This is a genomic window from Marinospirillum insulare DSM 21763 (assembly GCF_000686905.1).
Taxonomy (GTDB): Bacteria; Pseudomonadota; Gammaproteobacteria; order Pseudomonadales; family Halomonadaceae; genus Marinospirillum; species Marinospirillum insulare.
In genome coordinates this window covers 24,035-42,825 of sequence record NZ_JMLW01000001.1, presented here as the reverse complement: position 1 = coordinate 42,825, position 18,791 = coordinate 24,035, and the positions used below count along the sequence as shown (strand labels likewise).

General features: G+C 45.6%; 24 protein-coding genes. 3 read left to right on the top strand and 21 right to left on the bottom strand.

What is annotated here, in order from left to right:
• Positions 1 to 42 precede the first annotated feature (42 nt).
• Positions 43 to 2,211, top strand: coding sequence for a malate synthase G (locus tag BP27_RS0100260; RefSeq protein WP_027849830.1), 2,169 nt, complete (start codon positions 43 to 45; stop codon positions 2,209 to 2,211).
• A 79-nt stretch (positions 2,212 to 2,290) separates the two neighbouring features.
• Here BP27_RS0100260 and crcB read toward each other — a convergent pair whose 3' ends face one another.
• Positions 2,291 to 2,680 (bottom strand): fluoride efflux transporter CrcB, encoded by a 390-nt coding sequence (gene crcB / locus BP27_RS0100255; RefSeq protein ID WP_027849829.1) that lies wholly within the window; start codon positions 2,678 to 2,680, stop codon positions 2,291 to 2,293.
• 142 nt (positions 2,681 to 2,822) lie between these two features.
• On the opposite strand from crcB, the gene ligB reads away from it, so the two are divergent.
• Complete coding sequence (ligB, locus tag BP27_RS0100250; protein WP_027849828.1) at positions 2,823 to 4,562, top strand: NAD-dependent DNA ligase LigB; 1,740 nt, start codon at positions 2,823 to 2,825, stop codon at positions 4,560 to 4,562.
• A 182-nt stretch (positions 4,563 to 4,744) separates the two neighbouring features.
• Here ligB and ssb read toward each other — a convergent pair whose 3' ends face one another.
• Positions 4,745 to 5,467 carry a single-stranded DNA-binding protein gene (gene ssb / locus BP27_RS0100245; RefSeq protein ID WP_027849827.1) on the bottom strand — a complete coding sequence of 241 codons (723 nt, stop codon included), beginning with the start codon at positions 5,465 to 5,467 and terminating at the stop codon, positions 4,745 to 4,747.
• A 46-nt stretch (positions 5,468 to 5,513) separates the two neighbouring features.
• Complete coding sequence (locus BP27_RS0100240; RefSeq protein ID WP_027849826.1) at positions 5,514 to 6,878, bottom strand: MFS transporter; 1,365 nt, start codon at positions 6,876 to 6,878, stop codon at positions 5,514 to 5,516.
• 155 nt (positions 6,879 to 7,033) lie between these two features.
• On the opposite strand from BP27_RS0100240, the gene uvrA reads away from it, so the two are divergent.
• Positions 7,034 to 9,853: an excinuclease ABC subunit UvrA gene (gene uvrA / locus BP27_RS0100235; protein ID WP_027849825.1), complete on the top strand. Its 2,820-nt coding sequence runs from the start codon at positions 7,034 to 7,036 to the stop codon at positions 9,851 to 9,853.
• Positions 9,854 to 9,932: 79 nt separating this feature from the next.
• Here the strand turns inward: uvrA and rplQ are convergent, their stop codons facing one another.
• The 18 genes from rplQ to rpsQ form a co-directional block, all read right to left on the bottom strand.
• Positions 9,933 to 10,313: a 50S ribosomal protein L17 gene (rplQ, locus tag BP27_RS0100230; RefSeq protein ID WP_027849824.1), complete on the bottom strand. Its 381-nt coding sequence runs from the start codon at positions 10,311 to 10,313 to the stop codon at positions 9,933 to 9,935.
• Positions 10,314 to 10,353: 40 nt separating this feature from the next.
• A complete protein-coding gene (locus tag BP27_RS0100225) occupies positions 10,354 to 11,355 on the bottom strand; it encodes a DNA-directed RNA polymerase subunit alpha (protein WP_027849823.1) in 1,002 nt (333 codons plus the stop codon).
• 36 nt (positions 11,356 to 11,391) lie between these two features.
• Positions 11,392 to 12,012: a 30S ribosomal protein S4 gene (rpsD, locus tag BP27_RS0100220; RefSeq protein ID WP_027849822.1), complete on the bottom strand. Its 621-nt coding sequence runs from the start codon at positions 12,010 to 12,012 to the stop codon at positions 11,392 to 11,394.
• A gap of 12 nt (positions 12,013 to 12,024) precedes the next feature.
• A complete protein-coding gene (rpsK, locus tag BP27_RS0100215) occupies positions 12,025 to 12,408 on the bottom strand; it encodes a 30S ribosomal protein S11 (protein WP_027849821.1) in 384 nt (127 codons plus the stop codon).
• A 59-nt stretch (positions 12,409 to 12,467) separates the two neighbouring features.
• Positions 12,468 to 12,824, bottom strand: coding sequence for a 30S ribosomal protein S13 (gene rpsM, locus BP27_RS0100210; RefSeq protein WP_027849820.1), 357 nt, complete (start codon positions 12,822 to 12,824; stop codon positions 12,468 to 12,470).
• A 135-nt stretch (positions 12,825 to 12,959) separates the two neighbouring features.
• A complete protein-coding gene (gene rpmJ / locus BP27_RS16900; RefSeq protein WP_072326876.1) occupies positions 12,960 to 13,073 on the bottom strand; it encodes a 50S ribosomal protein L36 in 114 nt (37 codons plus the stop codon).
• Positions 13,074 to 13,103: 30 nt separating this feature from the next.
• Entirely contained in the window at positions 13,104 to 14,432 is a 1,329-nt protein-coding gene (secY, locus tag BP27_RS0100205) for a preprotein translocase subunit SecY (protein WP_027849819.1), read from the bottom strand.
• A gap of 14 nt (positions 14,433 to 14,446) precedes the next feature.
• Positions 14,447 to 14,881 carry a 50S ribosomal protein L15 gene (rplO, locus tag BP27_RS0100200; RefSeq protein WP_027849818.1) on the bottom strand — a complete coding sequence of 145 codons (435 nt, stop codon included), beginning with the start codon at positions 14,879 to 14,881 and terminating at the stop codon, positions 14,447 to 14,449.
• Positions 14,882 to 14,883: 2 nt separating this feature from the next.
• Positions 14,884 to 15,063, bottom strand: a complete 180-nt coding sequence (rpmD, locus tag BP27_RS0100195; RefSeq protein WP_027849817.1) for a 50S ribosomal protein L30 — start codon at positions 15,061 to 15,063, stop codon at positions 14,884 to 14,886.
• Between the two features lie 4 nt (positions 15,064 to 15,067).
• The gene (gene rpsE / locus BP27_RS0100190) at positions 15,068 to 15,568 is read right to left on the bottom strand and encodes a 30S ribosomal protein S5 (protein WP_027849816.1); all 501 of its coding nucleotides are present in this window, start codon (positions 15,566 to 15,568) and stop codon (positions 15,068 to 15,070) included.
• An 11-nt stretch (positions 15,569 to 15,579) separates the two neighbouring features.
• Entirely contained in the window at positions 15,580 to 15,930 is a 351-nt protein-coding gene (gene rplR, locus BP27_RS0100185; RefSeq protein ID WP_027849007.1) for a 50S ribosomal protein L18, read from the bottom strand.
• A 9-nt stretch (positions 15,931 to 15,939) separates the two neighbouring features.
• The gene (gene rplF / locus BP27_RS0100180; RefSeq protein ID WP_027849815.1) at positions 15,940 to 16,476 is read right to left on the bottom strand and encodes a 50S ribosomal protein L6; all 537 of its coding nucleotides are present in this window, start codon (positions 16,474 to 16,476) and stop codon (positions 15,940 to 15,942) included.
• A 13-nt stretch (positions 16,477 to 16,489) separates the two neighbouring features.
• A complete protein-coding gene (rpsH, locus tag BP27_RS0100175; protein WP_027849814.1) occupies positions 16,490 to 16,882 on the bottom strand; it encodes a 30S ribosomal protein S8 in 393 nt (130 codons plus the stop codon).
• 24 nt (positions 16,883 to 16,906) lie between these two features.
• Complete coding sequence (gene rpsN, locus BP27_RS0100170; protein ID WP_027849813.1) at positions 16,907 to 17,212, bottom strand: 30S ribosomal protein S14; 306 nt, start codon at positions 17,210 to 17,212, stop codon at positions 16,907 to 16,909.
• Between the two features lie 10 nt (positions 17,213 to 17,222).
• A complete protein-coding gene (gene rplE, locus BP27_RS0100165) occupies positions 17,223 to 17,762 on the bottom strand; it encodes a 50S ribosomal protein L5 (protein WP_027849812.1) in 540 nt (179 codons plus the stop codon).
• 17 nt (positions 17,763 to 17,779) lie between these two features.
• A complete protein-coding gene (gene rplX / locus BP27_RS0100160; protein ID WP_027849811.1) occupies positions 17,780 to 18,097 on the bottom strand; it encodes a 50S ribosomal protein L24 in 318 nt (105 codons plus the stop codon).
• A gap of 15 nt (positions 18,098 to 18,112) precedes the next feature.
• The gene (rplN, locus tag BP27_RS0100155) at positions 18,113 to 18,481 is read right to left on the bottom strand and encodes a 50S ribosomal protein L14 (protein WP_027849810.1); all 369 of its coding nucleotides are present in this window, start codon (positions 18,479 to 18,481) and stop codon (positions 18,113 to 18,115) included.
• Between the two features lie 42 nt (positions 18,482 to 18,523).
• Positions 18,524 to 18,790 carry a 30S ribosomal protein S17 gene (gene rpsQ / locus BP27_RS0100150; protein WP_027849809.1) on the bottom strand — a complete coding sequence of 89 codons (267 nt, stop codon included), beginning with the start codon at positions 18,788 to 18,790 and terminating at the stop codon, positions 18,524 to 18,526.
• Between the last annotated feature and the right edge of the window lies 1 nt (position 18,791).

Genomic DNA, 18,791 nt, shown 5'->3' with positions numbered 1-18,791 from the left:
TTTAATTATTATTTAACTCAACCAGCCAAGAGGCGATTTAACATGACTGATCGCGTTCAAACCGGCGGACTTCAAGTCGCCACAACGCTTTATAACTTTATTAATGAACAAGCCATTCCAGGTAGCGGAATTACAAGTGACGCTTTTTGGGCCGGACTAGACACCCTAGTTCACGAGCTGGCTCCTAAAAACCTTGCTCTTTTACAAAAACGTGATGCGCTACAAGCCAAAATTGACGCTTGGCACCAAGCCAATAAAGGTAAGTTTGATTTTACAGCTTACAAAGCTTTTTTAACTGAAATTGGTTACTTAGAAGCTGAAGGCGAAGACTTCCAAGCCAGCACTGCCAAAGTGGATACAGAAATAGCCCTTCAAGCTGGCCCACAATTAGTTGTACCCATTACTAACGCTCGTTTTGCTCTTAACGCTGTGAATGCGCGTTGGGGTAGTTTGTATGATGCCCTTTACGGCACCGACGCACTACCCGAAGATAATGGTGCCGATAAAGGCCCAGGTTATAACCCAGTACGTGGCGAAAGAGTTATTGCTTTTGCACGTGACTTTTTAGACCAAAGCGCTCCACTCGAAGGCTCTAGCCATAAAGAAGCCACAGGTTATGCAGTTGTTGAAGGCAAGCTAGCGGTTAGCTTAAAAGATGGTAGCACCACTGGGCTTAAAAATGCTGCTCAGTTAAAAGGTTTCACGGGCGAAGCTAACCAACCCTCAGGCGTACTTTTAGAAAACAATGGTATGCACTTAGAAATTCAAATCGACCCTAACCATCACATAGGTCAGGTTGATGCAGCCGGTGTTAAAGACGTATTAATGGAAGCCGCTTTAACCACCATTATGGACTGTGAAGACTCGGTAGCAGCGGTTGATGCTGAAGATAAAACCCTTGCTTACAGTAACTGGTTAGGTTTAATGCAGGGCAATCTAGAAGAGCCTGTATCTAAAGGTGGTAAAACCTTTACCCGTACTATGAATAGCGACCGTGACTACACCAACACCAACGGTGAAAGCTTCACGCTACCCGGTCGTTCATTAATGTTTATTCGTAATGTAGGTCATTTAATGACCAACCCTGCCATTCTGCTTAAAGATGGTTCTGAAATTCCTGAAGGCATTATGGACTGTGCGGTAACGGCTCTTATCGCTAAGCATGATTTGCTGGGCAAAAACCAACTAACCAACTCACGCACTGGCAGCATGTACATAGTTAAACCTAAAATGCACGGTCCAGAAGAAGTTGAGTTTGCCGATGAGCTATTTGGCAAGGTTGAAGACCTGCTTGGCCTTGAACGCTTCACCCTGAAAATGGGCATTATGGATGAAGAGCGTCGTACTACGGTTAACCTAAAAGCTTGTATTCGTGCTGCTAAAGACCGAGTTGCTTTCATTAATACGGGTTTCTTAGACCGTACTGGCGATGAAATGCACACCTCCATGGAAGCTGGCCCGATGATTCGTAAAGGCGATATGAAAACCTCTAGCTGGATTCAAGCCTACGAGCAGTGGAACGTGGACATTGGCCTAAGCACTGGCTTAAAAGGCCGCGCCCAAATTGGTAAGGGTATGTGGGCTATGCCAGATTTAATGGCAGAAATGTTGAAGCAAAAAATTGGTCACCCTAAAGCCGGTGCAAATACTGCTTGGGTTCCTTCGCCAACGGCTGCTACTTTGCACGCCCTGCATTACCACCAGGTGAATGTTGCTGAAGTTCAAGAAAGGCTGAAATCACGCGAACGCGCCAACCTAGATGATATTTTAACTATTCCTGTAGCAACTGACCCTAACTGGTCAGCGGAAGAAATTCAGCAGGAATTAGATAATAACGCTCAAGGTATTTTAGGCTATGTAGTGCGCTGGGTAGACCAAGGTGTAGGTTGCTCTAAAGTGCCCGACATTAACAACATTGGCTTAATGGAAGACCGTGCGACTTTGCGTATTTCTAGCCAGCACATTGCTAACTGGTTGTACCACGGCATTTGCAGCCAAGAACAAGTGGTTGAAACCCTAAAACGCATGGCAAAAGTTGTGGATGAGCAAAACGCTGCTGACCCTATTTATGTACCCATGCATAAAGACTTCGATGCATCGGTTGCTTTCCAAGCAGCCCTAGAATTGGTGATTGACGGTAGAGCCCAACCCAATGGCTACACCGAACCTGTTCTGCACCGCAGCCGCCTGAAGCTAAAAGCCCAAGGCTAGTAGGTAACTTATTTACCCTTAGGTTACTTTTTTGAAGCCGAGCCAAGTGCTCGGCTTTTTTATCTGAATATAAAGCTTGTTAAAAAAAGCCTTTCACGCTGCTGTAAGTAAAAAAACCTAAAGCCGTCATCAACAAACTACCTAACAAATGCCCCGCAACACCTAACAAAGCCCAAATGTAACGTCCTTGCTGTAACAGACTAAATATTTCTGCAGAAAAAGTAGAGAAGGTGGTTAAGCCGCCCAACAAACCCGTGACTAAAAACAAGCGCCATTCGGGTGATAAATTCGGGTTTTGGGCAAAAAATGCTAAAGCCAAGCCAATAAAGTAACCACCGATTAAATTGGCTAACAAGGTACCCAAAGGTATAAAAGCTAGGCTAGTGTTTAGCTGTAACGAAAGCCACCAGCGCCCTAAAGCACCACAACTAGCACCAGCAGCAACTGCCAAAGCTGCAAGTAGGTTCATAAAATTCCTTTCTTAGAAAGCCATGACTAGAAAGCTATTTAAGCTTGATCTGTCACAAGGTCAAGGTGAGTGCATTACGGCAAATTGAAGGCAACTAAAACAGCTTAGTCTAAAAAAACCTAAGTGAGAGAGAGGGACTTCTATGCCAGCCAGCAAATTAATTAGTTTAGTCTTTGTCTTAGCTAGTTTAATTTTTTCAACGCTCACTTTTGCAGACTGCTCTACTCATCAACAAACTATTAGCCAAGCCCAAGCCGCAGAAGCTAAAAGCTTAACTGAACTACTCAGCCAGTGGAACCTTGCCTACTATGAACAAGGCATTTCTTTAGTAAACGATGATGTTTATGACCAAACTCTTAAACGTTTTCTGGCTTTACAAAGCTGTTTTCCTCAACTACAACTACCCAGCTTAACCCCTCAGCAATCACACAAGGTTAAGCACCCTCTTGTACAAACCGGCTTAAACAAGGTGTATTCCAGCCAAGAACTAGCCAAGTGGTTAGCTCTACACCAACATAAAGAATTATGGGTGCAGCCCAAAGCCGATGGGGTTGCAGTTAGCTTGGTCTACTTAAATGGGGAGCTAACCCAAGCCATTAGCCGAGGGAATGGCGAGCTAGGTGAAGATTGGACAGAGAAAGTAAAAAAATTACCTAATATTCCCCAGCAAATAAACACCAATTTACCGCAGCTTGTTCTACAAGGTGAGCTGGTGTGGCGTTTAGAAAAGCATATTCAAGCCAAGCAAGATAGCCAAGGCGCACGCAGCCAAATTGCCGGTTTTATGCAGCGCCAGCAAACCAACCTTGAAGAAGCTAAGCAAGTCGAAATTTATATTTGGGATTGGCCTAACTCCGATTTAACTATGCAGGCACAAGTAAGGCAGCTAACCGATTGGGGTTTTACCCGCAGCCAAGGCTTAACCCAGCCCGTTAAGAGTTTGAATGACGTTAAGCATTGGCAAAATCAGTGGTACACCCAGCCGCTATTTATGGCGACCGATGGCGTGGTTATTCGCCAGCAAGAAAGACCCAAGGCAGAAAACTGGCAAGCCAAACCACCCGATTGGGCGATTGCTTGGAAGCACCCAGCACAACAAGCGGTTACCCGTGTAAGTAAAATTGTTTATACAGTTGGCCGCACGGGGCGCATTACACCTATTTTAGAGTTAGAACCCTTTGAATTAGACCAGCGCACCCTTAGCCGCACTAGCCTTGGTAGTTTAAATAAGCTTAAACAACTTGATCTACAAACAGGTGATTTAGTAACGATTCAGCTGGCAGGTTTAACCATTCCACAGTTAAAAGAAGTGCTGGTTAGAAGCCTACCCAGAATAAAAGCCAATCACCCACCAGAAAATACTTTTCACTTCCTAAGCTGTTTAAAGGCAAGTGATATACAAAACTCTCCCTACCCAATTGGCTGCAAGCAACAGTATTTAGCTCGTTTAACTTGGTTAAGCTCTAAACAAGGTTTAGCTATGCAGGGTGTAGGCGAATCAACTTGGGAGGCTTTACTTGAAGCTGGCTTACTGGTTGATTTAACCAACTGGATTAACCTAACCCAAGAACAACTTGAAAAAGTGAAAGGCATAGGAATAAAGCGCAGCAGGCTTTTGGTTCGTAATTTTAAGCTGGCAGCTAGCCAACCTTTAGAAACCTGGTTAATAGCTTTAGGTATGCCACCAGCTGGAAATAATGGGCTATTTGATAATGGCGAAATAACTAATTGGCAAAACCTTTCAAATAAAAGCCTAGAAAAGTGGCAACTAAGAAAGGGTGTGGGAATAAAAAGAGCTAAAGACCTGCAAGTATTTTTCAACCATCCGGAAATTAAAAAGCAGACAAGCTTTTTAGCAGAGATGGGTGTGGAGGGGTTTTAGTTAGCTATAAATCGACCTGTTATTGACCCAGTCATTCCATCATTGGTTTCTTGTAAGTTTAAGGATAGTAGGCTATCAATGACAAAGTTCACAAGCTCGCCATATAAAGCCTTACAATTAAAAAAGACCTGTAAAAACAGGTCTTTAAGGAGGTTCTTTACTTTGCATGCCTTAGGTGCATCCTAAAAAGGTATCTCATCGTCAAAATCATTGAAGGCTTGAGGCGATGATTGTTGCGGTTGTTGCGCTGGCTGCTGAGGCGCTTGAGTTGGTGCGGCTGGCTGTGCTGGTTGTTGGTGCGTTGGCTGCATAGCAGGTTGTGAAGCTACGGGGGCAGGGTTGTTAGCAAAAGGCTGTTGCTGCTGCGCCATGGCTTGTGGTGCTTGAGATGCATAAGACTGTTGTGGAGCAGGCTGCTGTGGTTGTGGAGCAGGCTGCTGTGGCTGTTGAGCAACAGGGTTAGCGTAGGCTTGTTGCTGAGGTGCTGCTTGGTTTTGTGGTTGCTGCTGTTGGTAGCCACCCTGCATTTGTTGGCCTGCATTACCATAGTTTTGACCACCGCCATCACCACGACCATCAAGCATTTGCATCTCGTTACCCACAATTTCTGTGGTGTATTGGTCTATACCTTGCTGGTTCTGCCATTTACGCGTTTGCAGCTTACCTTCAACGTAAACCTTGCTACCTTTTTTTAAATATTGGCCTGCAATTTCTGCCAAACGATCAAAGAAAACCACCTTATGCCATTCGGTTCTTTCTTGTCTTTGCCCTGTTTGGCGATCTGTCCATTGTTCACTGGTTGCTATACTTAAATTAGCAACTTGCTTTTGGTTTTGAGTAAACCTAATGTCTGGATCATTACCTAGGTTACCTATAAGAATGACTTTATTTACACCGCGTGCCATATTTTTCCCCTTTTAAATCTTTAAAATATTAATTAATTAACTATCGCTAATTCAATAACAAGTTATCTAAGGCTTGTTCATTTAATTGTTGCTTATCAAGTTTAAGGTAGCCGGTTGTTTCTTCTTCTAAAAAAACCACTTCCACCACCCCTTGCATACTAGCCAATTCACTTTTAAGGGCCTCTAAGGCTTGGCTGTTGATTGCAGGCAAAGTAAAAATGCGGCTCGACAAATGCCTAGGTTGCTTAAATCCTACCAATACCACTAACCATAGCAGACACAAACTAGCCGCACTCCATAATAATTCTACCGGCCCCCAGTAGGTAAGAATAAAACCACCTAAAACCCCACCTAAGAAAGCACCTACAAACTGTGAAGTGGAGTAAATACCCATTGCCGTACCTTTAGCTTGAACCGGTGACTGCTTGCTAATTAAAGAAGGTAGGCTCGCTTCTAATAAGTTAAAGCCAGTAAAAAATAACAACAAACCAGGCAGTAGCGCCCAGCTACCCAAGTTAGTTGGCATTAACACCAGCGCTGCAGCTATAAGACTGACCGCTATCATAAGCACAGCTTTCATTTTACGGCCTTTTTCACCCATTATAATGAGCGGGATCATGAGACCAAAACCCAACAGCATAGTGGTTAAGTAAATCCAGCCATGCTGCGTTAGTGTCCAACCAGCGTTAATAAGCAAGCCTGGTACGGCAATAAATACACCCGTTAATAATAGGTGCAAGACAAGAATACTGAAATCTAAACGCAACAATTGTGGGTTAACCAGCACCTTGCCGACCTGCTTGGTATCAATACCCCCAGCATCTAGATGTTTTCTTACCCTTTGTGGTGTAGGCACCCAGCGCCACACAATAAACATACCTAGCAGACTAAAAGCAGCAGTCAGCCAGAATAAACCTGACAGACCCACCCACCCAGCTAATAGCGGACCAGCAGCCATAGCCACAATAAAAGCTAAACCTATGCTAATACCTACACTAGCCATAGCTTGAGTACGTTTTTCATCTCGGGTTAGGTCTGCTAAGAGCGCCATTAAAACGCTGGCTATGGCTCCTGCCCCCTGTAAAGCGCGACCAACTAATAAGCCAAGCATTGAGTCGGCCATAGCTGCTACCAGGCTGCCTAAAGCAAAAATGAGCAAACCTAGATATATAAGTGGCTTGCGTCCAAACTTATCTGATAACCAGCCGTAAGGCAGTTGCAGTAGTGCCTGAGTAAAACCATAAATACCTATAGTTAAGCCAATAATAAAAGGCTCGGCACCTTCATATTCTAAAAGTAACAAGGGCATTACTGGTAATACCATAAACAAACCCAGCATTCGCAAGCCGTACAAGCCTGCTAACCCGCTAATGGCTCTTAGTTCAGTCTTAGCTAGTGAATCTTGTCGCATTTTACCTTTTACTCGTGATGGCTTACCTAGTGGAAGCTACTTTAATGCTGGAATTGTACCCTGCTAACCCTTTTCTAACCAGACAAAGGCAGACAGGCGGGTCAGATAAAACCTATAATAAGCGGTTGCGATTAACTAGGAGAAAACAGGTGGCCTTGGATAAAATCCGTTTACGCGGAGCACGAACCCACAATCTGAAGAATATTTCGATTGAAATCCCACGTGATAAACTCGTGGTTATTACCGGCCTTTCAGGCTCGGGCAAATCATCCCTTGCTTTCGACACGCTTTATGCTGAAGGGCAGCGCCGCTATGTAGAGTCCCTGTCTGCTTATGCGCGGCAGTTTTTATCCATGATGGAAAAGCCTGATATAGACCACATCGAAGGGCTGTCTCCGGCTATTTCTATTGAGCAAAAATCGACCTCTCACAACCCTCGTTCTACCGTGGGGACCATTACAGAAATTTATGATTACCTGCGTTTACTTTATGCACGAACAGGTATTCCTCGCTGCCCTGAACATCAAGTTCCTTTAGAAGCAAAAACTGTTTCTGAAATGGTCGACGAAGTACTTAAATTACCTGAAGATTCACGCATTTTAATTTTGGCCCCGGTCGTTCAAGACCGCAAAGGCGAGCAGGTCAATCTTTTAGCAGACTTACGAGCCCAAGGTTTTATTCGTGCGCGTATAGATGGCGCTGTTGTTGAGCTAGACGAAACCCCAACCCTAGACAAAAAACGCAAACATACAATTGAAGTGGTTGTAGACCGTTTAAAAGTAAAGCCTGATCAGCAGTTACGTTTAGCAGAGTCTTTTGAAACAGCGTTAAACCTGTCCGAAGGCTTAACGCTAGTAAGCTTTATGGATGGCAAACAGCCAGATATGCTCTTTTCAGCTAGCTTCGCCTGCCCACACTGCGGGTATGCGGTAGCCGAATTAGAGCCGCGTATCTTTTCGTTTAACAACCCAGCAGGTGCCTGCCCTACTTGTGATGGCTTAGGCATGAAGCAGTTTTTTGATGACCATAAACTAATTGTTGCGCCCGAACTTTCGCTAGCAGAAGGGGTAATTAAAGGCTGGGATAGGCGTAGTGTTTATTATTTTGGACTATTAAACAACCTTGCCGAACATTATGATTTTGAACTAGAAACGCCTTGGCAAGAATTGCCCGTTAAAGTTAAGCAAATTGTACTCCATGGTAGCGGTACTGAAGATATAGACTTCAGCTATATAAGTGACCGCGGCAAAAAAGTGCTTAAAGCTCACCCTTTTGAAGGGGTTATTCCTAATCTTGAACGCCGCTACCACGAAACTGAATCGCAAAGCTTACGCGAAGATTTATCGCGCTTGCTTACAACCCATTCTTGCCCCACTTGTAAAGGCAGCCGACTTAAAGAAGCTTCTCGTAATGTGTTTGTAGGTGAAATCACTTTGCCTGAAGTGGTGAGCATGTCTTTAGGTGAAGCGCATGAATATTTTTCAAACCTAAAGCTAACGGGCAGACGCGGTGAAATAGCAATACGCATTCTTCAAGAAATTGTTGAGCGCTTAACATTTTTAGTGAACGTAGGCTTAGATTATTTATCACTTGAGCGCAGTGCTGAAACCCTCTCAGGCGGTGAAGCGCAACGCATTCGCTTAGCTAGCCAAATTGGTGCTGGGTTAGTGGGTGTTATGTACATTCTGGACGAGCCCTCCATAGGCTTACACCAGCGTGACAATGAGCGCCTACTACAAACTCTGACCCACCTACGCGACTTAGGTAATACAGTTATAGTGGTTGAGCATGATGAAGACGCTATTCGCCAAGCAGACTGGCTAATAGACATAGGCCCAGGTGCAGGTGTGCATGGAGGACAAATTGTTGCTCAGGGTAGCCCTACAGAAGTCATGGCAAGCGAAGGTTCCATTACAGCAGACTATTTAACGGGCAAACGTAAAATTGCCATTCCTCATCCACGGCATTTGAATGACCCACAAAAGCAGCTAGTCATACATAAGGCCAGCGGTAACAACCTAAAAGAAACTACCGTTAGTATTCCATTGGGTCTAATGACTTGTGTGACGGGTGTTTCTGGGTCAGGTAAGTCTACGCTTATTAACGGTACCCTCTACCCACATGCCGCTACTCTTTTGAATGGTGCAACCACCTTAACACCTCAGCCCTGCGCTGCTATTGATGGCTTAGATTTATTAGACAAGGTTATTGATATTGACCAAAGCCCTATAGGACGCACACCTCGTTCCAACCCTGCCACCTACACAGGTATTTTCACACCAATACGTGAACTCTTTGCAGGCACACAAGAGGCAAGGTCTAGAGGTTACAAAATTGGCCGCTTTAGCTTTAACGTAAAAGGTGGCAGGTGCGAGTCTTGTCAGGGTGATGGGCTTATTAAGGTTGAAATGCATTTCCTGCCAGATATTTATGTACCTTGTGATCTCTGCAAAGCTAAGCGCTATAACCGTGAAACCTTAGAAATACGTTATAAAGGTAAAAATATTCACGAAGTGCTAGATATGACCATAGAAGAAGCACGAGAGTTTTTTAGTGCCATACCTGCTGTAGCAAGGCGATTACAAACCTTAATGGATGTTGGTTTGTCTTATATACGTCTGGGGCAAAGTGCGATTACGCTGTCTGGCGGTGAAGCACAGAGGGTTAAACTAGCAAAAGAACTGGCTAAGCGGGATACAGGTAAAACACTGTATATCTTAGATGAGCCCACTACAGGTTTACATTTTGAAGATATTCGTATGCTACTGAATGTTTTACACCGTTTAAGAGATCAAGGTAATACCTTGGTTATTATTGAACATAACCTAGACGTCATAAAAACAGCAGACTGGTTAGTAGATATTGGCCCAGAAGGCGGTAAAGGAGGGGGTGAACTGGTAGTAGAAGGAACACCTGAAGAGGTTGCTAAGTGCGCTGAGTCTTATACTGGCCAATTCCTGGCTAAGGTTTTATAACTTAACTCTAACTTATAATAAAAAGTTGTAATAAAAAAACCGGCATAAGCCGGTTTTTTTAGGTTGATCAAACAGCTTATTATTCAGCTGCTTCAGAGGCCTCAGGGCGATCAACTAACTCAACAAAGGCCATAGGAGCACTGTCGCCAGCACGCATGCCGCATTTTAGAATGCGAACATAACCACCAGGACGGGTAGCAAAGCGCTTACCTAGGTCTGTGAAAAGTTTACCCACAGCAGCATCAGAACCAGTACGAGCAAAAGCAAGACGACGGTTAGCAACGCTGTCTACCTTAGCTAGAGTAATTAGCGGCTCTACAACGCGACGCAATTCTTTAGCTTTGGCTAGGGTTGTTTTAATTACTTCATGTTCAACCAAAGAAACGCTCATGTTTTTAAACATAGCATTACGGTGTGAACTATTACGATTTAGCTTACGACCACTCTTACGATGACGCATTGTCGTTTATCCTTTCAAACCTTGGGACTTGAATTGACGCTTAGGCAGTTACCTTGTCGTCGTTCTTTAAACTAGCAGGTGGCCAGTTCTCTAACCGCATACCCAAGGACAAACCACGGGCTGCAAGAACATCCTTGATTTCAGTCAGGGACTTTTTACCTAAGTTTGGTGTATTCAACAGCTCAACTTCTGTGCGCTGAATAAGGTCACCAATATAGTAAATATTCTCGGCTTTTAGGCAGTTAGCTGAACGAACAGTCAACTCAAGATCATCCACCGGACGGAGTAGGACTGGATCAATTTGATCTTCCTCTTCTTCCGGCTCTTGTTGGTTATCTGCTTCTAGATCAACAAAAGCAGCCAACTGCTCTTGTAGGATAGTGGCAGCACGACGGATCGACTCTTCAGGATCCAAAGTACCATCAGTTTCCAATTCTAGAACCAGCTTATCTAGGTCTGTACGCTGCTCTACACGAGCGGCTTCAACAGTATAAGCAACCCGAGTTACTGGACTAAAAGTAGCATCTAACGCTAGACGGCCAATAGGACGAGTTTCGTCTTCATCAGCCTGACGAGCGTCAGCCGCAACATAGCCACGACCAGACTCTACACGCAGGGTCATATTTAAAGACGCACCTGCGTTTAGATTGGCAATAACTAAGTCTGGGTTGATGATCTCTATATCGTGATCACCTTTGATGTCACCAGCAGTAACAACACCCGGGCCTTTTTTGCTCAGCGTCAGAATAGCTTCATCACGGCTAAACATTTTCACCGCAACTTGCTTAAGATTCAAAAGAATTTCGATAACATCCTCTTGAACACCTTCAATAGCACTGTATTCGTGCTCAACCCCTTCTATATCTGCCTCGACAATCGCGCAACCGGGCATCGAAGAAAGAAGAATACGACGCAGAGCATTCCCTAGGGTATGTCCGAAACCACGCTCAAAAGGCTCGAGAATGATTTTTGCACGAGTCGGACTATGGGTCTCGACTTTTATGTCACGAGGGCGAAGAAACTCTGTCACTGAACGCTGCATAAAAACACCTGTTTAGCTGCCTGACGGTTACCCCAATTACTTGGAGTAAAGCTCGACGATAAGGTTTTCGTTAATTTCACCAGATAAATCAGTACGCTCAGGCTTAGACTTGAAAGTACCTTCTAATTTAGTGGAATCAACCTCAACCCAGGAAACGTCAGAACGCTGACCAGACAGTTGCAATGCACTTTTAATGCGTAGCTGCTGCTTTGCCTTCTCACGCACGGCTACGACATCACCGGGCTGAACCTGGTAAGAAGGTACATTAACTGTCTTACCATTAACTGTAAGTGACTTGTGGCTAACTAACTGACGTGCTTCTGCACGAGTAGAGCCAAAGCCCATACGATAAACTACGTTATCCAAACGTGCTTCTAAAAGCTGCAGAAGGTTTTCACCCGTTGCACCTTTTTGACGAGCCGCTGATTTATAGTAGTTACGGAACTGCTTTTCTAGTACGCCGTACATACGACGAACTTTTTGTTTCTCACGCAGCTGTAAACCGTAGTCTGATAAACGACTACGACGCTGACCGTGTTGACCGGGTACTGATTCAGACTTACATTTCTTTTCGTAAGCAGTTACACCGCTCTTGAGTAGTAAATCTGTTCCCTCACGACGAGAGAGTTTACATTTTGGACCTAAGTAACGAGCCATGAGTCTGCCTCCTTATACGCGGCGTTTCTTCGGTGGACGACAACCGTTGTGTGGGATCGGGGTCACATCGGTAATATTGGTGACCTTGAAACCAGCAGCGTTCAGGGCACGAACGGCAGATTCACGGCCAGGGCCTGGACCCTTGACCATAACATCGACGTTCTTCAGACCATACTCGGCTGCCGCAGTTGCGGCACGTTCACTAGCAACCTGTGCTGCGAACGGGGTGCTCTTACGAGAACCACGAAAACCCGAACCACCGGCTGTAGCCCAAGATAGGGTGTTGCCCTGGCGGTCAGTTATCGTAATGATCGTGTTGTTAAAAGAGGCGTGAATATGGGCAATGCCATCCACTACCGACTTTCTAACTTTTTTACGAGTACGCGGGTTAGCCATAGTACTTTTTTTCCTGAATATTCACGAATGGCGTGCGATGCAACTACACGCTCATTGGCTTATTTACGAATTGGTTTACGCGGGCCTTTACGGGTACGCGCATTTGTTTTAGTGCGCTGACCACGAACTGGCAAGTTGCGACGGTGGCGAATACCACGGTTGCAGCCTAAGTCCATCAGACGCTTAATACTCATGGTAACTTCACGACGCAGATCACCTTCTACAGTGTAAGCTGCTACTTCTCCACGAAGTGTGTCGAGTTCTTCAACAGATAAGTCACCAATTTTACGAGTGGGCTCTATTCCGGACTTTAGGCAAATAGCCTTAGAAGTCGTTTTGCCAACACCATAAATATAGGTTAGCGAGATAACTGCATGTTTGTTATCCGGAATGTTGACACCAGCAATACGTGCCATTCAAAATTCTCCGATTCCAAGCCGGTAAAAGCCGACTCCAGTTTTTATGTCCATAAAGGGCGAAAAAGCATACCCCTTGATAAGAAAAATATCAAGGGGTAGCTTTGCAAGACCTTTTATGGTCCTGTCCAGAGATTAACCCTGGCGCTGTTTGTGACGCGGTTCGATACAGATAACGCGTACTGAACCACGACGACGAATGATCTTACAGTTACGACAGATCTTTTTTACAGATGCACGAACTTTCATCTTCTACTCCTACCTTTCAAGCTCTCAGACTTAGCGACGACCGTAGCTTTTAAGGTTAGCTTTTTTAAGCAAAGACTGATTCTGGTACTGGTGCGACATCATGTGTGACTGCAGTTGTGCCATGAAATCCATTACTACGACTACGACAATCAAAAGTGATGTGCCGCCAACATAGAAAGGAATATCCCAAGCTACCTGCAGAAACTGAGGCATCAGTGAAACAGCCGTGATATACAGTGCACCGAACAGGGTTAGGCGTGTTACTACCCCATCAATATAACTTGCAGTTTGTGGTCCAGGGCGAATGCCCGGTAAAAAAGCACCTGATTTTTTCAGGTTATCTGCAATTTCTTTGGGGTTAAACATGAGTGCTGTATAAAAGAAGCAGAAGAATACAACACTGAGTGCAAAAAGCAAGATATAGAGTGGAGCACCTGGCGCAAGAAGCTGCGACAAGTCCTGCAACAAACCAAAGCCTTCAGCACTTCCAAACCATTGTCCTATGGACGCGGGGAACAACAGGATACTTGAAGCAAAAATGGGTGGTATTACACCAGCCATATTCACTTTTAACGGCAAGTGATTAGATTGCGCTGCGTAAACTTGATTGCCAACCTGACGTTTTGCGTAGTTAACCGTTACACGGCGCTGACCACGCTCAATAAACACCACAAAAGCAATTGTTGCTACACCAAGAACACCAATTACCAATAAGGGAATTAGGTTCCATGAACCTTCACTACGGGCTACTTCTAGCGAGCTACCGATTGCACCAGGCAAACCTGCTACGATACCGGAGAAAATAAGCAGTGAAATACCGTTACCAATACCACGCTCTGTAATTTGCTCACCTAACCACATTAGGAAGACTGCACCACAAACCAGTGTTGTTACCGCTACAAAGTAAAACCCGAAGTTCGCCATATAGACGACGCCACTTTGCCCGGCCAAACCTACTGACATGCCTATCGCTTGGAATATTGCCAGTACGACAGTGCCGTAGCGAGTGTACTGGTTTATTTTACGACGACCGGCTTCACCTTCTTTTTTCAGCGCTTCTAGCTTAGGTACAACCGCTGAAAGCAACTGCATGATTATCGAAGCAGAAATATAGGGCATGATACCCAAGGCTAAGATACTCATGTTCTCAAGAGCACCACCCGAAAACATGTTGAACATGTCAAGAATGGTGCCTTTGTTTTGCTCGAAGATAGCAGCAAGTTGGTCAGGATTAATACCAGGCACAGGCACATGAGCACCTAAGCGATAGACAAGTATCGCTAAGAATACAAACCTTAGACGTATCCAAAGTTCACTTAATCCGCCTTGCTTACCTGGTAGGGTTCCTGGTTTTGCCATTTCGTCCTCGACTTCTAGTCTTCGACTTTACCGCCAGCCGCTTCGATAGCCGCACGTGCACCCTTAGTGGCTTTAACGCCTTGTAGGGTAACAGCACGGTCGATTTCGCCGGACAGAATTACTTTAACGTACAGAATTGAATCTTTGATTACATCTGCATCTTTTAAAGTTTGTACAGTAACTAACTCACCTTCAACTTTGGCAATTTCGTGTAAGCGCACTTCTGCAGATAGAGGTGCTTTTACAGATGTAAAACCAAACTTAGGTAGACGGCGCTGAAGGGGCATTTGACCACCTTCAAAACCTGGAGCTACTGTGCCGCCTGAACGCGATTTCTGACCTTTATGGCCGTGACCACCGGTTTTACCCAGGCCACTACCAATACCGCGACCAACGCGCTTACCCGCAGGCTTAGAACCTGGTGCCGGGCTTAGATCGTTTAAATGCATGATTAAGCTCCTTCAACCTGCAGTAGGTAGTTGACCTTATTGATCATGCCACGTACTGAGGGTGTGTCTTCCACTTCGACCTGATGGCCGATGCGGCGTAGACCAAGACCTTTAACACACAGCTTATGCTTTGGCAAAATGCCAATGGGGCTGCGTACCAAAGTTACTTTTATTTTCGCCATGGTATTACCCCAGAATGTCTTCTACGGTCTTGCCGCGCTTAGCAGCAATGTCTTCTGGTGCTTGCATAGCAACCAGACCCTTAATCGTGGCACGAACTACGTTTACTGGATTAGTAGAGCCGTAGATCTTGGCCAAAACGTTGTGCACACCAGCTAACTCGAGCACTGAACGCATCGCACCACCGGCGATTACACCCGTACCCTCTGAAGCTGGCTGCATGAATACTTTAGAAGCACCATGCGCAGCGCGTACAGGGTGCTGCAAAGTGGTACCGTCTAGTTTAACGGAGACCATATTGCGGCGTGCCTGTTCCATCGCTTTTTGTATCGCAACAGGCACTTCACGCGCCTTACCACGACCAAAACCAACGCGGCCTTTGCCGTCACCAACAACAGTCAAGGCAGTGAACGCAAAAATGCGTCCACCCTTAACTACTTTGGCGACACGGTTAACCTGAACAAGACGTTCTTGCAGGTCACCGGCTGTTTTTTCGTTATTCGCCATTGTTACACCCTTTAGAATTCTAGGCCGCCTTCACGTGCCGCATCAGCCAGGGCTTTTACGCGACCATGATATTTAAAACCACCACGGTCAAAAGCAACAGCATTAATGCCAGCAGCTTTAGCACGTTCAGCGATTAGCTTGCCAACCTTAGTGGCGGCTTCGATATTACCAGTCGTACCAGTACGCAGACTTCCGTCGAGAGTAGAGGCACTCGCTAAAACTTGGCCTCCATCTGCAGAAATAATCTGTGCATAGATGTGACGCGGTGTGCGGTTAACACACAAGCGCACTGCACCTAGCTCGCGGATTTTGGCGCGGGCACGGCGGGCACGACGTAAACGAGATTCTTTCTTCGCGTTCATAACCCTGCCTTACTTCTTCTTGGCTTCTTTACGACGAACTTGTTCATCGCTATAGCGGATGCCCTTGCCTTTATAAGGCTCTGGACGGCGGTAGTCACGGATCTCTGCAGCACACTGACCAAGTACTTGCTTGTCAGCGCCCTTAAGAATAATAAGGGTATTGCTAGGAGTTTCTGCACTAATACCTTCAGGTAGGGTGTAATCCACCGGATGGGAGAAGCCCAAGGTAAGATTAATTGTTTGCCCTTTGGCTTGCGCACGGTAACCAACACCTGAAATCTCAAGATTTTTAGTAAAACCTTCAGAAACTCCAACCACCATATTATTGATGAGTGAACGGGTGGTACCTGCAAGTGCCCAGGCAGCCTTGTTGTTAGGGTTGCTTGGTGCAACCGTAACAGTTTTGTCTTCCACTTTAACGTCAACCAATTTACTAAGGTTAAGGTCAAGTGTGCCATTGGCACCTTTTACGGTTACCTTGCTGTCGTTGAGATTAAACTCAACAGCTGCTGGCAATTCTATCGATTGTTTTGCAATGCGGGACATTTTTACCTTCCCCTTAGAACACGGTGCAGATGACTTCGCCACCGACACCGGCCGCACGAGCTGCGCGATCTGTCATCACACCTTTAGAGGTGGAAACAATCGCAACACCTAGTCCAGCGTTAACCGTAGGCAAACTACTCTTACCTTTATAGCTACGCAGACTTGGCTTGCTAACACGTTCGATCTTTTCGATGACCGCTTTGCCTTCAAAATACTTCAAGGTTACAGTCAGTTCGGGTTTGACATCACCCTGGACCTGAAAGTCCACGACGTATCCCTCTTCTTTTAGCACTCTAGCAACTTCGACTTTCATCTTAGAAGACGGCATGGTGACCGTCTCTTTAGTTGCCATTTGTGCATTGCGAATACGGGTAACCATATCCGCCAGGGTGTCTTGCATACTCATTCGCTTTGCACTCCTGGATCCTGCTTACCAGCTGGACTTGCGCAGACCGGGAACATCGCCACGCATAGCTGCTCTACGCAGTGCGGTGCGGCCCAGGCCGAACTTGTTATAGAAACCATGCGGACGACCAGTTTCGCGGCAGCGATTACGCTGACGTGATTTGCTGGAGTCGCGTGGCAGCTTCTGGAGTTGCTGAAGTGCAGCCCACTGATCTTCTTCAGAAGTCTGTGGGTTGGCAATAATTGCTTTCAGCTCAGCACGCTTTGCAGCATACTTTTCTACCAGTTTGGCGCGTTTCAGCTCACGCTGAACCATAGATACCTTCGCCATCTATATCCCCTTACTTCTTAAACGGAAAGCCAAGTGCAGTTAATAGCGCACGGCCTTCGTCATTATTACGGGCAGTAGTAGTGATGGTGATATCTAAACCTCTAACCTTATCAACTTTATCGTAGTTGATTTCAGGAAAGATAATTTGCTCACGTACACCCATGCTGTAGTTACCACGACCGTCAAAAGACTTGGGGTTTAGGCCACGGAAGTCACGAATACGAGGAATCGCAACATCAACTAGGCGGTCGAGGAAGTCCCACATACGCTCAGCGCGTAGGGTTACCTTGCAACCAATTGGCCAATCTTCGCGGACTTTAAAGCCTGCGATAGATTTGCGAGCCTTGGTTACAAGTACTTTTTGCCCACTTAATTTCTCTAAATCTGCAACGGCGTTGTCCAATAGTTTTTTATCACTAAGTGCTTCACCAACACCCATATTAAGGGTGATTTTGGTAATGCGCGGAACTTCCATTACATTTTTTAAGCCAAGCTCTTCTTTCAGTTTGGCTGCTACTTCTTTACTGTAAAGCTCTTTCAATCTAGCCATACTGATACCTGACTTGATTAGGCGCCGATCTCGGTTTGAGTCGACTTGAAAATACGTACCTTGGAACCATCGTCCAGGACCTTGAACCCTACTCGATCAGCCTTACCAGTTTCAGCATTGAAAATGGCAACATTGGAAGCATGAATGGGCGCTTCGCGCTCAATTATACCACCAGGTTGATTGGCGTAGGGGTTTGGGCGGGTGTGACGTTTAATCATATTCACACCAGACACCACAAAGCGATCATCATTAAGAACACGCTTTATTGTGCCACGCTTACCCTTGTCTTTGCCTGCAATGACGATCACTTCATCGTCACGTTTAATCTTGCGCATATCCGGCCTCGCTCCTTACAGCACTTCGGGTGCTAAGGAAATGATCTTCATGAACTTATCACCGCGTAGCTCACGTGTTACCGGACCAAAAATACGGGTACCCATAGGGGCATCCTTACCATCGAGTATAACGGCAGCATTGCCGTCAAAACGAATAGCTGATCCGTCTGGACGACGAACTGCTGCCCTAGTGCGGACTACAACGGCATTAAGGACTTGGCCCTTTTTGACCTTACCACGCGGAATAGCATCCTTAACGGTGACCTTAATGATGTCACCAACACGTGCGTAACGACGATGTGAACCGCCTAGCACCTTGATGCACATGACACGTTTGGCACCACTGTTGTCAGCAACTTCCAACATTGATTGTGTCTGAATCATAATTTATCTCCAAACTTGAACAGCTTGGGTATTTGAGTTAACTCAAATACCTTTTGCCTGTTCAACTACCTCAACCAAATTCCAGGATTTTGTCTTAGAGATCGGACGTGTTTCCTGAATGGTTACTGTGTCACCCATGCGAGCGGTGTTTTTCTCGTCATGTGCATGTAGTTTAGTGGAGCGGCGAACATATTTACCGAGCAGAGGATGAGCAACACTACGCTCAATCATGACGATAATGGATTTCTCCATTTTGTCGCTAACCACCTTACCGGTGACAGTTTTAGCTTTCTTTTCGACTTCGGCCATT

Excerpts from the sequence above, each read along its gene's own strand:
- BP27_RS0100260 (WP_027849830.1), top strand. The coding sequence starts at position 43 with ATGACTGATCGCGTTCAAACCGGCGGACTTCAAGTCGCCACAACGCTT.
- crcB (WP_027849829.1), bottom strand. The coding sequence starts at position 2,680 with ATGAACCTACTTGCAGCTTTGGCAGTTGCTGCTGGTGCTAGTTGTGGT.
- ligB (WP_027849828.1), top strand. The coding sequence starts at position 2,823 with ATGCCAGCCAGCAAATTAATTAGTTTAGTCTTTGTCTTAGCTAGTTTA.
- ssb (WP_027849827.1), bottom strand. The coding sequence starts at position 5,467 with ATGGCACGCGGTGTAAATAAAGTCATTCTTATAGGTAACCTAGGTAAT.
- BP27_RS0100240 (WP_027849826.1), bottom strand. The coding sequence starts at position 6,878 with ATGCGACAAGATTCACTAGCTAAGACTGAACTAAGAGCCATTAGCGGG.
- rplQ (WP_027849824.1), bottom strand. The coding sequence starts at position 10,313 with ATGCGTCATCGTAAGAGTGGTCGTAAGCTAAATCGTAATAGTTCACAC.
- BP27_RS0100225 (WP_027849823.1), bottom strand. The coding sequence starts at position 11,355 with ATGCAGCGTTCAGTGACAGAGTTTCTTCGCCCTCGTGACATAAAAGTC.
- rpsD (WP_027849822.1), bottom strand. The coding sequence starts at position 12,012 with ATGGCTCGTTACTTAGGTCCAAAATGTAAACTCTCTCGTCGTGAGGGA.
- rpsK (WP_027849821.1), bottom strand. The coding sequence starts at position 12,408 with ATGGCTAACCCGCGTACTCGTAAAAAAGTTAGAAAGTCGGTAGTGGAT.
- rpsM (WP_027849820.1), bottom strand. The coding sequence starts at position 12,824 with ATGGCACGTATTGCTGGTGTCAACATTCCGGATAACAAACATGCAGTT.
- rpmJ (WP_072326876.1), bottom strand. The coding sequence starts at position 13,073 with ATGAAAGTTCGTGCATCTGTAAAAAAGATCTGTCGTAACTGTAAGATC.
- secY (WP_027849819.1), bottom strand. The coding sequence starts at position 14,432 with ATGGCAAAACCAGGAACCCTACCAGGTAAGCAAGGCGGATTAAGTGAA.
- rplO (WP_027849818.1), bottom strand. The coding sequence starts at position 14,881 with ATGCATTTAAACGATCTAAGCCCGGCACCAGGTTCTAAGCCTGCGGGT.
- rpmD (WP_027849817.1), bottom strand. The coding sequence starts at position 15,063 with ATGGCGAAAATAAAAGTAACTTTGGTACGCAGCCCCATTGGCATTTTG.
- rpsE (WP_027849816.1), bottom strand. The coding sequence starts at position 15,568 with ATGGCGAATAACGAAAAAACAGCCGGTGACCTGCAAGAACGTCTTGTT.
- rplR (WP_027849007.1), bottom strand. The coding sequence starts at position 15,930 with ATGAACGCGAAGAAAGAATCTCGTTTACGTCGTGCCCGCCGTGCCCGC.
- rplF (WP_027849815.1), bottom strand. The coding sequence starts at position 16,476 with ATGTCCCGCATTGCAAAACAATCGATAGAATTGCCAGCAGCTGTTGAG.
- rpsH (WP_027849814.1), bottom strand. The coding sequence starts at position 16,882 with ATGAGTATGCAAGACACCCTGGCGGATATGGTTACCCGTATTCGCAAT.
- rpsN (WP_027849813.1), bottom strand. The coding sequence starts at position 17,212 with ATGGCGAAGGTATCTATGGTTCAGCGTGAGCTGAAACGCGCCAAACTG.
- rplE (WP_027849812.1), bottom strand. The coding sequence starts at position 17,762 with ATGGCTAGATTGAAAGAGCTTTACAGTAAAGAAGTAGCAGCCAAACTG.
- rplX (WP_027849811.1), bottom strand. The coding sequence starts at position 18,097 with ATGCGCAAGATTAAACGTGACGATGAAGTGATCGTCATTGCAGGCAAA.
- rplN (WP_027849810.1), bottom strand. The coding sequence starts at position 18,481 with ATGATTCAGACACAATCAATGTTGGAAGTTGCTGACAACAGTGGTGCC.
- rpsQ (WP_027849809.1), bottom strand. The coding sequence starts at position 18,790 with ATGGCCGAAGTCGAAAAGAAAGCTAAAACTGTCACCGGTAAGGTGGTT.